Source organism: Thermococcus sp., assembly GCF_027008145.1.
In the GTDB taxonomy this organism is placed as follows: domain Archaea; phylum Methanobacteriota_B; class Thermococci; order Thermococcales; family Thermococcaceae; genus Thermococcus.
Window position 1 is genome coordinate 1 of sequence record NZ_JALTCZ010000006.1, and the last position, 12,570, is coordinate 12,570.

The window sequence follows — 12,570 nt, forward strand, 5'->3', positions numbered from 1 at the left end:
CCTCCTATGGCCAGACATGTTGCGACGTTAGCAGACACCGTCGTTTTCCCACTGCCCCCCGGCCCGAGGAAGCCAATGATTCTCATACCCATCGTAGTATGTATTCACTGCCCCCCTCATAACCCTTCCGGTCGTAGGTTTGAGGGAAAATCCCCTCAGAGTGGCTGACTCCCTCCTAAAGGGTAAGCTTTCAAAAGAAAAAGATAAGCGAAACAGTTGATTCGTGATGCCTGTGATTAAAACTCATTCGGTTCGTATTGGTGTCCGGTTTCCCTCATAGAGGACATAAAAACAAACCTTTTTATACTTTAGAGGCCTATTAAGGCCGGTGAGGGGCATGGGGCTTTCTGGGATACCCTATTTTGACGAACACATCCTCAAGGGAGGCTTTCCAGAAGGCTCGCTGGTCCTCGTTGCTGGAGAGCCGGGGGCTGGAAAGACCCTCTTTGGGGCGACCTACCTATACAACGGGGCAAAGAAGTTCGGGGAAAAGGGAATGTACGTATCCTTTGCAGAGACGAAGGAGGAGTTCCTGGAGGAGATGAGGGCCTTCGGGATGGATTTCGGGGAGCTTGAGGAGGGAGGCCTCTTCAGGTTTATCGACCTCGTTACCCTTACGGGCGAGGCTCTTGAGAAGGAGATAGACGTTATAGTTGGTGAGCTCTCCTCCTTTGGACCAAAGAGGGTTGTTATAGACCCCATAAGCGTTTTCTCCCAGAACCTCGGACCGCAGAAAACCAGAGTCTTCCTCCACACCCTCCTCGGGCGGTTCGTGAAGAGCACAAGGGCAACGGCACTCCTCATAGCGGAGAAGCCGAAGGGAGAAGAGAAGATAGGACACGGGCTTGAGGAATTCGTGGCGGATGGCGTGCTCATACTGAGGTACGAACACGCGAGAGAATCCGTGAAGAGGGTTCTTGAGATACCGAAAATGAGGAGGAGGGTCATAAAGAAGGCCCAACATGAGTATGCCATAACCGAGAGGGGAATTGAGTTCATCGAAGTGCCCCAGATGGAGCACGGGCATGGCCCCTCGACCGGAGAGAAGATAACGACGGGGATTCCACAGCTTAATAAGATGCTCGACGGCGGTGTTTACAGGGGCTCCAACGTCCTCTTCGTCGGCATGACGGGGACAGGTAAGACGAGCTTCGCACTCCACTTCGTCGTCTCGAACGCCCTCCAGGGGAAGAAGGCCGTTTACATATCATTCGAAGAGCCAGTGAACCAAGTAATCAGAACGGCACGGAACTACGGGCTGGAGATAGATGACGCCCTTTCGAACGACCATCTTAAGGTTCTGAGCTGGGTTCCAGAGGCCGAAACCCCGGTTTACACCTTCTTCAAGATACGCAACATCATCGAAGAGATAAAACCTGAGGTTCTGGCGATAGATGGCCTCACGGCTTTAAGACAGCATCTCGATCCGGAAGAGCTCGAAAAGATGCTGAGGTATTTGTCCATCTTCACCAAGGGGAGGGGCATAACCGTCTACTACACCCTGACCGAGAACACCAGCTTTGAAGTCACCCCATTCACAGGGGCGAGCACGATGATGGACGTCATAATAGGTCTGAAGTACACCGTGAAGGAAGACAATGTAGAGAGGAGGATAACCGTGATAAAGGCTAGGGGCTCCGACCACTCAAGGAAGATTCACAAGTATGAGATAACCGAGAGGGGGATTGAGATATATGGCTAAGGGTTCCGAGGTGCTTGTCCGGGTTATTTCCGGTTCCTTAAACGATGTAGCCCCCGGGCTGAAGGATGTCCTTGAGGCACACCTCAGGGTCACCCTACACAGGGGTCTTGAGATTGCATACGAAGACCCCAAAGCATTTAAGGGAGCGGTCGAGAAGTTGTTCGGGGAGTACAGTGCGAGACTGCTTGAGCTGATAATACTGCAGAGGCTGAAGGCCCAGTTCGGCTGGTTGGACGGGCCCTCAACCCTTGAGGAGGCCGTTGAGAGGGTAAGAAGGATCTACGGTGAATAGTATGGCCAAAGATCCCATCAGCCTCATGATGGATGCCTCCCTTAGGATGTCGCCCACCTTCCTCAACTACCAGATAGGGAGCGAAATCGAGCTCATACTGTACCATCTCTTAAAGAGGCTCAAAGGCCTCTACGACGAGGTTTTTGTCATATCCTTCCACGACGCCTACCATTTTTTTGTCAGCTACGTGAGCTCCGTCTATCCTGACGGGAGGGAGGTCTTCAGACCCTCATACCTTATCTCAGTCAACCCCTTCCTTGAGGAGGTCATGAACCCGACTATGGTCATCAAGGTCAAGGATCCGGAGATAATCATGGGCAGGATACAGAGCAAGCTCCTCTCCCTCAACCCCGACAACGGAAAGAAAAAGCTCTTCCTGGTTCTCGGACTCGACCTCTACGGCATACGCTACCGCGATGAGCTCATCCAGATGATTCCGATGATATCCAGAATGCTGGCCAGAGAGAGGTCAAATGTCCTCATGGCCTTCAACGTCAGGGCCTTCCCTGAAACGGTATCGGAGATAATAGACTCCTTTGCCCTCAACATCTTCAGGTTCGCCGTCGAGGTCAAGAAAAAGGCGATAAGGAGAAAACTGACCGTGATAAGGAGCCCCTTTATCGAGTACAACCTCCGCTCTTGGTACTATACCATCACGAAGGAGGGCATCACCTTCGAACTCGCCGAGAGATAAGGGCCTCTATCTCATCCCAGAGCCTCTCCGCCAGCCCGCGCTTGCTCATCCTGGGCAGTTTCTTGACACCTTCCCACCCTACGAGAACTACCTCATTCTCGTCGCTGCCGAAGGCCTTCAGGGTGTTTGCAACGACTAAATCGCTCCCTGCACGTTTCATCTGCTCTTCCGCTGAACTTATGAGTTCCCCCTCGCTCAGGCCCGTTTCGGCCTTGAAGCCCACAAGGAACGTCTCTGGCTGGAGCTTTTTGACGAGGTCTATTATCTTCGGCGTCGGCTCAAGTTCGAGGGTTAGTGGCCTCCCGCTCTTTACCTTAACCTTGGCTCTGTTCTTTACCCTGAAGTCGCTGACTGCCGCGGTCAGTACAACGACGTCGTATTTTTTGACCTTCAGTTCTCTTTCAACGGCCTCAAGCATGTCCTCAACGGTCTCCACCTCAACCTGGTTCTCCACGAAGCTCGGGACGCTGCCCTTCGTCCTTATGAGCATCACCTCCGCACCGCGGAAGTCGGCCTCCTCTGCCATGGCAACTCCCATTTTCCCGGTGCTCGCGTTGGTTATGTAGCGTATCGGGTCAATGTACTCCCTCGTTGCTCCAGCTGTAACCAGAACCCTCTTTCCGACCAGTGTTTTCGGGTGGAGCTTTTTAATGACGCGGTAAACGACCTCCTCAATCGGCGCCACCTTTGCCTTGCCCTCCTCAAGTCTCGGCTCTATGAACTCAACGCCTAGTCTTTTCAGCTTCTCGATGTTCTCAAGAACTATCGGGTGTTCGTACATAGTCGAGTGCATCGCCGGGGCTATCATAACCGGTATGTGGGAAAAGGCTGTCGTTACAACCGTCGTAACGGGGGTGTCGTCTATGCCGTTGGCTATCTTTCCTATCGTGTTTGCCGTCGCAGGGTAAACGAGAATCAGGTCAGCCCCCTCCTCGTGCTTCCCGGCGAGCTCAACGTGCTCGATGAGGCCCGTAATCTCGGTGACGACCGGGTTGCCCGTCGCGAACTCCATGGCGTAGGGATGTATTATCTTCCTGGCGTTCCCGCTCATTACCGCGTGAACCTCGGCGCCGTGCCTTATAAGCTCCCTCGCAAGCTTTACTGCCTCGACCGCCGCTATGCTCCCAGGTATCGCGAGGACTATCTTCTTCCCAACGAGCTTTCTGCTCTTGGTTGCGTAGATAAGCCTGACGTGATGGAGCATCTGAACCACCGTGAAGAATAAGCGGAGGAGTTAATAAAGCTACAGCTCCCTGACGGCGTCATCCTCGAACTTCTTAACTTCCTCCGCTGTACCCATCCAGAGCACAAGGGTGGGCTCGACGGTTATCATGCCGTCCTTTATCATCGGCTTTATCTCACATACGGCTTTTTCGATCTTGTAGCCCCTGTCAACGACTTCGATGACAATTGGGAGGTCGGTTGAGAGCCTCATAACATCGCTGGAGTGAATTTTGCTCTTCTTTCCAAAGCCGTAGATACCGCGGTAAACGGTGGCTCCCGCTATTCCCATCTCGCGGAGCTTCTTCACTATTGCCTTGTAGAGGGGCTTCCCCTCAAAGCGGTCGTTCTCGCCGATGTAAACCCTAAGCCTGAGCGTGTTCCAGTGCTCGACCTCAACCATTGGATCACCTCCGAGCCAGTAGAAAGCCTGCAAAGATTAGGCCTATCGTTATTATAACGTTTGCCAGCACGTTGAGGGTCGCCAGGAGGTACTCCCTCTCGCGGAGGAGCGAGAAGGTCTCGTAGGAGAAGGTTGAGAACGTGCTCAGAGCACCGCAGAAGCCAACTCCAATGCCAACCCTCCACTCCGGAGGGACCTCAAATCCCCAGAAAACGAGGCCGTAGAGGTAGCCTAGCATCAGGCTTGCTATACTGTTCACCATAAGCGTCCCGACCGGAAAGTCGCGGTAAACAGGCAGAATGCCGGCTATGTAGAACCTTGTGACGGCTCCAAACGCTCCCCCCAGAGCAAGGAATCCCACCAGTCTCGCGTTCATTCATCATCCCCCTTCCGCCTCCTCCCTGTCGGCCTGGCCTTTTAACCCTTTGTCTCCGAAGGCCGATGACATGTAGTAGTGTATGAGCTCCTCGGCTCTGGAAAAGTCCCTCTCCGGAAGGTTCAGCATCTTCCTGAGCCTTCTGTTCTCGGCTATGAGACCCGACAGGGTTATGGCAAGGTTCTGGTTGTCGAGGGCCGAGTAGTAGCTCCTGAACTTCAGGGGTGACCACTTGCCCTCAAGCTCATAGAGTCTTTCCTCAAGGTTTTCAATTTCCCTTTCAAGCCCCCCGATTTCCTTTTCGTCAACTTCCTCGCTCAGATAGCCATCGAGGAGGATTATCCTCACGGCCTCCTCCGGCCTGAAGCCCCACTTCCTCGAAACCTCCTCTATCCTCTCCCAGAGCTCGTCGGGCACGTTGAAGGTAACCTTCCTCCACTTTCCCCTGGCCCAGACGGTTATCTTCATCTCCCACCACCAAGCCTTTTCCTGAGCTCCCTGTTCTCCAGGCTGAGTTCTCTCCTTAGGTTCAGCATAAACTCCCTGTCTCTCTTGGCCCTCTCCTCGAACTCAACCAGCTCCCTGTAGTGGTCCTCCATCTCGCGGAGCTTTCTCTCCAGCTTCTCCTTCCTCTCCCGGAGGAGCCGCAACCTGAGGGCCTTCAGGGTTCTCTCAAGGCCTTCGATGTCTCTGAACCTGGTCTCTATCTCGCCCTTCCGCTTCCGTATCTCTTCAAGCTCTTCGGGGCTTACTTCAATCCTAAGTGCCATCCCCTGCCCCTCCGGTTTTTCCTCTCTGCACTAATCACAACGGGCCTGCTCCTGAGGAACTCAACTGCCTCCTCAAGGGATCTTGTCTCCTCTTCCGTTGGCTTTCTGGTTGAGCGGTAGTCGTAGGTGTCTATGAAGGCCTTCAAGCGAGCGTCCAGTTCCCTGAGCTTCTTAGTCTGGACTTCCTCCAGTTTTTTGATGAGGTCGGGTCTGTCCTTAAGCTTCTCCACGAGCATGTCATAGTGTCTCCTGCAGAGTATTGCCGGCGACGAGCTGTACTCGGGGAGCAGTTCATCAAGCCTATCCGCCAAGGCCTCCACGAGCGTTCTTTCCTTCTCCCTCACCAGTTCGCAGAGGAAGCACTCTGCTTTTTCCCTCTCTCCTCTGAGATAAACTCCCAGCACGTCCTCGTAAATGATTGAAACGCCGAGGGGCCCGAGGAGGGGATTTCCAAGGGCGACCTCAAGGGTCTTCCACGCGTGTCTCGTGCAGAGTCCCATGCTCTCCCGGAACTTCGTTCTAACGCCCGGGTCGGTGACGTGCTCATAGAGTATCGTAGCTATCTCGTCCTCCTCAAACTTTTCCATCGCCCTGCAGACCGGACAGCCCCTGCCCTGGAGGGTCTCGGAGAGCTTTATTCCAACGATGTCCATGGCTCACACAAACCTCCTCATCGAGTCCACAACGGCCAGGGCCCTGTATGTGTTCTGGAAGTTGGAGATACCCAGCTCCAAACTCCTCCTGAAGCCCCCGTTAGAGTTCTGGAGCTGGCGTATGAACCAGACATGCCTCCTCGGACAGGTTGGCGTTTCTCCCTGAAGTTCAAGCCCCCTAGTGGCGTAAAAGGTCGGCTCAATGTACGGTGGCAGACTGTAGGGAACCTCGGTAAAACCACCCCACTCACCGCAGAGCTCGCAGTTCCTGAAGTGCGGGCTCTTTGGAGGTTTGTAGCCGAGGGTGTGGAGGGTGTACAGGGCCTGATAGGTCATCGTCGTCGTTGCGTGCTTGACACCATAGCCGTTTCCCTTTCTAAACTTCATGACAAAGGCCCTTATTGCATCCTTTTCCTCCCCGGAAAAGTCATGCCCGATGGCTTTAAAGGCCTTAGTGACCCAGTATGTTGCTTCAAGCGGTGTCGCCGTCCCGAACTCCTCGCTCCCGCCGAGACCGACCGCAAACTTGCCCTCCACCGGGTTGTACTTGGTGTAAACTATGTCAACGTGCTCCTTAGCGATGTCCTTGGCTCCGAGTATCGCGAGACCTTCGAGAGCCATGGCTATTGCAACAACTGCCGTCTGGGGCTGGATTGCATTCTCTAGAAACTCGATGGTCTTTTCCTTCTCAGGAACCTCCAGACCGAGCAGTTCGTAGACCTTGACGGCGTAGTAGGTGTCGTTTACGTTTGTGTCGTCTAAAGCGCTGACGAAGCAGTAGCCGCCGTCTTCGTGCCTTCTCTTCTCGATATACCTGAGTGCAGAATCAACGTCAACATATTGTCTGAGCAGGTTCAGCTTCGAGCCCATTCTACCGCCCCCTCACCTTTGACGGAGAACAGGCGTCATCAGCCCAAGGCAGTTCGGACCCAACCCGGGCGGACGCCATCGCCCATCACAACTTCACACATCCACTTAAAAACTTCATGGTTCATCCGTTTAAGAAGCCTTTATAAGTCCCTGGGGAATAAGCGTTCAGGTGTTGGTCTTGGAGTTTATCGGCTTCACCTATGTCACCAACTTCCTCACGGGGGGCCTTGAGCAGGTCATTTTCGATGTCTTTGACAGCACTAACAGGCTCTTCAGGGACTGGAATCTGCCGGTGAGGTTCCTCTACCTGGGTTCCCTCACCCTTGAGCCGGGCTACCTCATAACGATTAGAACCCCTGGGGGGAGCATAAACCTCTACCCGCTGGAGGTTCTCGTGGACTTCCTCGACTACCGCCTCAAGGTCGAGGTGGAGAAGAACGACGGCCTCAAGATGGACAAAATCTTCGGCATAACGAGCTTCCCCCTTGCATCGAGAAACCGCTACTTCGACTTCTACGAGAGCTTCCTCGGCTATCAGGCAGAGAGGCTCGACAGAAAGATAATGGTTCTCTCGATGAGGCCATTCGAGTCCGATGTCTTAAGAGTGGCCCTCCGCGTCCTTGAAAGCCCCCACGAGGACAGGATGACAAAGAAGCTCGCAAAAATGGTGGTGGGAAGGGAAATGAGGATTCTGAGGTCGAGACTGCTGAAGGGCGTCCTCCACGAGGTCGGGCACGCCTTCGGGCTGGGTCACTGCTCAAATCCCTGCGTCATGAATCCGCCGAGGAACATTTGGGAGTGGGACACCCGGCCCGTCACCTACTGCGATTCCTGCTGGAGAAAGTTAAGGAGAGCCCTGGATAAGGCTTCTGGCGACCTCTAAGACCTTTTCCGCATGTCCCTTTGCCCGGACGTTGGTCTTGCTCCAGACGATTTCCCCTTCCGGGCTGAAGATGAAGGTGCTCCTGATTACCCCCTCGTACTCCTTCCCGTACCTCCTCTTCTTGCCCCAGGCTCCAAGGGCCTTTATCAGCTTCACCTCCGGGTCGCTGAGGAGCTTAACCTTAAGCCCGTGCTTCTCCTTGAAGCGGAGGTGGCTCTTCACTGAGTCTCTAGAAACCCCCACCACCTGGAAGCCGAGCTCTTCAAACTCAGGCAAAAGCCCAGTGAACTCCTTCGCCTCTGTCGTGCACCCGGGAGTGTTGTCCTTTGGGTAGACGTAGAGAACCGTCCACCTGTCCTTGATGACTTCTTCAAGCTTTACCTCCCTTCCATCCTCGTCGAAAACGACAACCTCCAGCAGGTTCATGTGGAATCACCAAACTTATTTAGGATTCCCTAATTCATAAACCTTTTGGCAAAGGTTATTAGGGTTGTGTCTATGTTCTTTCAAGGTGGTAACATGCGCTTACCGGGACACAAGACCAAGATAGTTGCCACACTTGGACCGGCTTCGCTGAGCAGGCAAACGATTGAGGCGATGATAAAGGCGGGCATGAGTATTGCGAGGCTCAACTTCTCCCATGGAGACCTTAAACAGCACGAACGGGCTGTAAAGCTTGTACGAGAGGCCTCCGAGAGACTCGGCATTCCCGTTGCCATCCTCGGCGACCTCCCGGGGGTTAAGATAAGGGTCGGCAAGATAGAGGGTGGCTCCATAACACTGAGACGCTGGCAGACGGTGACGCTCACAACGAGGGACGTGAAGGGCAGTGAGGCCGTAATCCCTGTGGAGTTCAAGGACTTCCCAAGGCTCGTCTCAAAGGGTGACGTAATATACCTCAGCGACGGCTTCATAGCCCTCCGTGTGGAGGAGGTTAAGGGCACCGACGTGGTGTGCAAGGTCGTCGTCGGAGGAACGCTCTTCTCCCACAAGGGGATAAACGTCCCCAAGGCGAGGCTCGCGATAGAGGCAGTGACTGAAAAAGACCTGGAATTCGTTGAGTTCGCCCTTGAGCAGGGCATTGACGCGGTGGGAATAAGCTTTGTTGGCTCCGCCTACGACGTCCTGAAGGTCAGGCGCTTCGTCGAAGAGAAAGGTGGCAGACTATTCCTGATAGCCAAGATTGAGAGGCCCGATGCGGTGAGGAACTTTGAGGAGATACTGACGGCCTCCGATGGGATTATGGTTGCTAGGGGGGACCTTGGAGTTGAGATACCAATAGAGAAGCTCCCGCTAGTTCAGAAAAAGCTCATAAAGAGGGCCAATCAGGTTGGAAAGCCCGTCATAACCGCCACACAGATGCTTGAAAGTATGACTGAGGAGAAGCTCCCCACGAGGGCCGAGGTTACCGATGTCGCCAACGCAATCCTCGACGGGACCGATGCGCTGATGCTCTCAGAGGAGACTGCCGTCGGCAAATACCCAGTTGACGCGGTTAAGATGATGGCGAGAATAGCGAAGACGACCGAGGCCTACCGCGACTCCCACTGGGCGGCGAGGGTGGTTGGGTGGAAGATGGAGGAGTGGAAGGGCACCTCCCTAAAGAGGGGCACCATAAAGGACGCCATAGCGAGGAGCATCATAGAGGCCCTGAACTCGATAGACATAAAGTACATCCTCACGCCAACGAGAACCGGCCAGACGGCGAGGCTCATCTCACGCTTCAAACCGAGGCAGTGGGTTCTGGCGTTCGTTACCGATGAATGGGTGGGCAATACCCTGATGTTCTCCTACGGCGTCTATCCCTTCACGGTTGAGGAGCACACCGAGGACGAGATAATCCGCATCATAACCGGCCTCGGGCTGGTGGGCGAAGGAGACACCGTGTTGCTGACCAAGGGGACACCCATTGGGAAGACCGTCGGGACGAACACGATAAGGATATTCCAGGTCTAGCCTAATAAGAGCCAGAGGGAGTGGCGAGATGAGGCTCAGGATGAACACCGAGGCCCGCACGCTCTACAGAGCCATCCTGGGGGAGATAAAGAAGCGCCTCGTGCTCAAAGGGAGCGAGGAGCACCTTGGGAGGGTTGCACCAACATCGGATCCCGAAGAGATACTCTCAAGGCAGGCCTACTTCAGGGAGAACCTCCCCCGATTGAGCCCCTCCCTCAGAAAACCCCTTGAGAGGGTCAAACCGATAAGGTTCCCCAAGGACTACCTTCACGACCGGGTTCTCCTCGTCGACGAGTCGGAAGTAGGGGAAGCCAAGAAGCTCGGTCTCTGTGATGTCACAACTGATGTTGAGGAGGCACGCTCTTATCCGCTCGTTCTCAGCACCGTTGGATACGGGATAGATGTCGAACTTAAGCCCCTCCACATAGCCCCCGAGCTCTACGTTCTCCCCCTCTGGGATTCTAGGGACACGCTGGAGGCGCTCGCGGAGATAGGCTACACCACAGGTAGGGGGAGCGTTGCGAGGAAGATACTGGCCTCGCTGGAAGACTTTGGGGAGACCGCCGGCAGGGAGCAGTCCTTTGAATCGCTTGACGAGCTGGTTGCGGAGAAAGAGAGAGAGCTGAACGAGAAGATTAGCGAGAGGCTTGAGAAGTTCAGCCTCACCCTCACCGGAAAGGAGCTCTTTGAGTTCCTGGCCGAGCTCAAGGGTGGCAACTATGAGGCCATATTCAGGCGGTTTTCCGGCGTTGAGGGGGAGATACTCGGACTAATAGACGAGGCTGAGCGCGAGCTCTCCGAAAAGCTCGGCCTTACAGTAGAGCTTTTTCCGAGGGACGAGCTCTACCCACTTCACGTTCCTCCGGAAAGAATTGAAGAGCTGAGGGCCTACCTTGAGGGGGAGCTCGCCCTTGAGCGCTATCTAAAGGCTAGGGAGATAGCCGAGAAAGTCGTTCCCCTCATACCGGCCCTAAGGGAAGAGCTCAGGAGGGCAAACGAACTCGACTTCCTTCTAGCTGTTAAGGACTTCACGCGGGACTTTTCCTTCCCGGAGCTGGGGTCTGGGGGAGTTGCCTTCATCAGGGCAAGACATATCTTCATAGAGAACCCCCAGCCTGTGAGCTACGCCGTCGGGGGGCTCCCTGATGGCTTCACCGGGCCGGGGAATCCCGGAGACGCGGAAGTCGTAGTACTCACTGGGGCCAACAGCGGTGGGAAGACGAGCCTCCTAGAGCTGATTTCCCAGGTGGTGATATTAACTCACATGGGGCTCCCTGTTCCAGCTGAGAGGGCGTGGGTCGAACCCCTGGATGAGCTCTTCTTCTTCAGGAGGAAGAGGAGCACCTACGGAGCGGGGGCCTTTGAGACTGCCCTGCGCTCCTTCGTGAGGGCCCTCAGGGGCTTGGGGAGGAAGCTCATTCTGATAGACGAGTTCGAGGCCATAACGGAACCCGGCGCGGCCGTTAAGATAATCGGTGAGCTCCTGAAGGTCGCCCATGAGAGGGGCTTCCATGTCGTCATAGTGTCCCACCTCGGGGAGGAGCTGAGGGAGGAGCTGCCCTTTGCGAGGGTTGATGGTATAGAGGCGAAGGGTCTTGACGAGAATCTGAACCTAATCGTCGACCGCCAGCCCGTCTTCGGAAAGCTCGGCAGAAGCACCCCTGAGTTGATAGTTGAGAGACTGGCAAGAAAGGCCAGGGGGAGGGAGAGGGAACTCTACGAGAGGGTCTTATCAGCTTTCAGGGAATAGCTCAGCCTACCCAGCTCCTCTCCCGGTAGCGCCCCCTGCTCTCTATCTCCTCTATCTTCTTTTCGACAGCCTCTCTCTCATCCTTCCCTAAGATTTCCGCGTAGCCCTCAAGGACTGCCTCAAAGCCCCTTTCAAACCAGGCGTAGTGAGTGCTCTCCATCGCACGCTTGAGGAGGTGTAGGTCAACACCCCTGGCTTCAAGCGTTGAGTCGAAATCCGCCAGTCCAAGGTCAATGATGTATACCTTTCCGCCCTTCAGTATCATGTTGCTCGTCGTCAGGTCGCCGTGCACTATGCCAGCTTTATGAAGCCTTCCAATCTGCCTCCCGACCTCTCTGCAGAGTTTCAGTCTTTCTTTCATCGGCAGTCTTTCAAGGAGCTCCTTAAGACGGTCCCCCTCGATGAACTCCATCACTATCGTCATATCCTTCATGTTGACCTCATAGACATGGGGGCAGTTCACGCCGAACTCTTTCGCCCGGTGAAGGATTCTCGCTTCTCTGACCGTTCTTTCCTTCCTCAGCCTGATGTCTATTTCGGGAATCCTGTACCTCTTTTGAACCCTGTGCTTGACTATCACCTTCTCCCTCAGCAGGTCAGCGCCGAAAACTTCTCCAAACTCCGCCTCGAATATCTTGGCCTCCGCGCCCTGGGCTATGAGCCTCATCCTTCTCCCTCTGGTTTAGGTCTCGGTTGGGGTTTTAGCCCTTTCCACCATATTTTTCATGTTTTTCTGTTATTTATTCAGATATCCTGCAAAAACTTAAACAATATGAAGCAAAAACTTATATAGAGTACTGACGAAGGAATCCTGCAAAAAGGTAAAACACTTGGAGGAATGCCAAATGAGTATGAGCGGACAGCCCGTTATAGTCCTCCCGGAGGGGACGCAGAGGTATGTTGGAAAGGATGCTCAGAGGCTCAACATTCTGGCTGCAAGGATTATAGCCGAGACTGTAAGGACGACCCTTGGCCCGAAGGGAATGGACAAGATGCTCGT

15 protein-coding genes and 1 riboswitch are annotated in these 12,570 nt (G+C 54.5%); of the genes, 6 read left to right on the forward strand and 9 right to left on the reverse strand.

From position 1 onward, the window contains the following. Window positions 1-337: 337 nt before the first annotated feature. Genes MVD07_RS00250 through MVD07_RS00260 form a run of 3 tightly spaced genes read left to right on the forward strand, consistent with a single transcriptional unit; the run spans window position 338 to window position 2,688 of the window. Window positions 338-1,702 (forward strand): ATPase domain-containing protein, encoded by a 1,365-nt coding sequence (locus MVD07_RS00250; protein WP_297497074.1) that lies wholly within the window; start codon window positions 338-340, stop codon window positions 1,700-1,702. A gap of 10 nt (window positions 1,703-1,712) precedes the next feature. Beyond that, on the forward strand, window positions 1,713-1,994 hold the full coding sequence (locus MVD07_RS00255; RefSeq protein WP_297497039.1) for a NitrOD5 domain-containing protein: 282 nt from the start codon (window positions 1,713-1,715) through the stop codon (window positions 1,992-1,994). Between the two features lies 1 nt (window position 1,995). Then, complete coding sequence (locus tag MVD07_RS00260; protein WP_297497042.1) at window positions 1,996-2,688, forward strand: hypothetical protein; 693 nt, start codon at window positions 1,996-1,998, stop codon at window positions 2,686-2,688. On the opposite strand, the gene coaBC is transcribed toward MVD07_RS00260, so the two are convergent. The 7 genes from coaBC to MVD07_RS00295 are packed head-to-tail and all read right to left on the reverse strand — an operon-like array spanning window position 2,663 to window position 6,981. Further along, the gene (gene coaBC, locus MVD07_RS00265) at window positions 2,663-3,892 is read right to left on the reverse strand and encodes a bifunctional phosphopantothenoylcysteine decarboxylase/phosphopantothenate--cysteine ligase CoaBC (protein WP_297497077.1); all 1,230 of its coding nucleotides are present in this window, start codon (window positions 3,890-3,892) and stop codon (window positions 2,663-2,665) included. The two genes, MVD07_RS00260 and coaBC, sit on opposite strands and share 26 nt — an antisense overlap. Before the next feature lie 39 nt (window positions 3,893-3,931). After that, a complete protein-coding gene (locus MVD07_RS00270) occupies window positions 3,932-4,312 on the reverse strand; it encodes a DUF190 domain-containing protein (protein WP_297497045.1) in 381 nt (126 codons plus the stop codon). 4 nt (window positions 4,313-4,316) lie between these two features. Then, complete coding sequence (gene crcB / locus MVD07_RS00275; RefSeq protein WP_297497048.1) at window positions 4,317-4,688, reverse strand: fluoride efflux transporter CrcB; 372 nt, start codon at window positions 4,686-4,688, stop codon at window positions 4,317-4,319. Window positions 4,689-4,691: 3 nt separating this feature from the next. Further along, on the reverse strand, window positions 4,692-5,156 hold the full coding sequence (locus MVD07_RS00280) for a hypothetical protein (RefSeq protein WP_297497051.1): 465 nt from the start codon (window positions 5,154-5,156) through the stop codon (window positions 4,692-4,694). Next, window positions 5,153-5,458 carry a hypothetical protein gene (locus MVD07_RS00285; protein WP_297497054.1) on the reverse strand — a complete coding sequence of 102 codons (306 nt, stop codon included), beginning with the start codon at window positions 5,456-5,458 and terminating at the stop codon, window positions 5,153-5,155. Before MVD07_RS00285 ends, MVD07_RS00280 begins: the two co-directional genes overlap by 4 nt. After that, entirely contained in the window at window positions 5,437-6,111 is a 675-nt protein-coding gene (locus tag MVD07_RS00290; RefSeq protein ID WP_297497057.1) for a DUF6062 family protein, read from the reverse strand. Before MVD07_RS00290 ends, MVD07_RS00285 begins: the two co-directional genes overlap by 22 nt. A gap of 3 nt (window positions 6,112-6,114) precedes the next feature. Continuing rightward, window positions 6,115-6,981 carry a hypothetical protein gene (locus tag MVD07_RS00295; protein WP_297497060.1) on the reverse strand — a complete coding sequence of 289 codons (867 nt, stop codon included), beginning with the start codon at window positions 6,979-6,981 and terminating at the stop codon, window positions 6,115-6,117. Window positions 6,982-7,003: 22 nt separating this feature from the next. Continuing rightward, window positions 7,004-7,073, reverse strand: a riboswitch (Fluoride riboswitch). A gap of 77 nt (window positions 7,074-7,150) precedes the next feature. Between MVD07_RS00295 and MVD07_RS00300 the strand changes: the two genes are divergently transcribed. Beyond that, the gene (locus MVD07_RS00300) at window positions 7,151-7,864 is read left to right on the forward strand and encodes a peptidase M54 (RefSeq protein ID WP_366078417.1); all 714 of its coding nucleotides are present in this window, start codon (window positions 7,151-7,153) and stop codon (window positions 7,862-7,864) included. On the opposite strand, the gene MVD07_RS00305 is transcribed toward MVD07_RS00300, so the two are convergent. Then, window positions 7,826-8,290, reverse strand: a complete 465-nt coding sequence (locus tag MVD07_RS00305) for a peroxiredoxin (protein WP_297497063.1) — start codon at window positions 8,288-8,290, stop codon at window positions 7,826-7,828. The two genes, MVD07_RS00300 and MVD07_RS00305, sit on opposite strands and share 39 nt — an antisense overlap. A 93-nt stretch (window positions 8,291-8,383) precedes the next feature. On the opposite strand from MVD07_RS00305, the gene pyk reads away from it, so the two are divergent. After that, entirely contained in the window at window positions 8,384-9,820 is a 1,437-nt protein-coding gene (gene pyk, locus MVD07_RS00310; RefSeq protein ID WP_297497065.1) for a pyruvate kinase, read from the forward strand. 28 nt (window positions 9,821-9,848) lie between these two features. Beyond that, a complete protein-coding gene (locus tag MVD07_RS00315; RefSeq protein WP_297497068.1) occupies window positions 9,849-11,570 on the forward strand; it encodes an endonuclease MutS2 in 1,722 nt (573 codons plus the stop codon). Between the two features lies 1 nt (window position 11,571). On the opposite strand, the gene MVD07_RS00320 is transcribed toward MVD07_RS00315, so the two are convergent. Beyond that, entirely contained in the window at window positions 11,572-12,237 is a 666-nt protein-coding gene (locus MVD07_RS00320; RefSeq protein WP_297497071.1) for a Kae1-associated kinase Bud32, read from the reverse strand. Window positions 12,238-12,570: the final 333 nt, after the last annotated feature.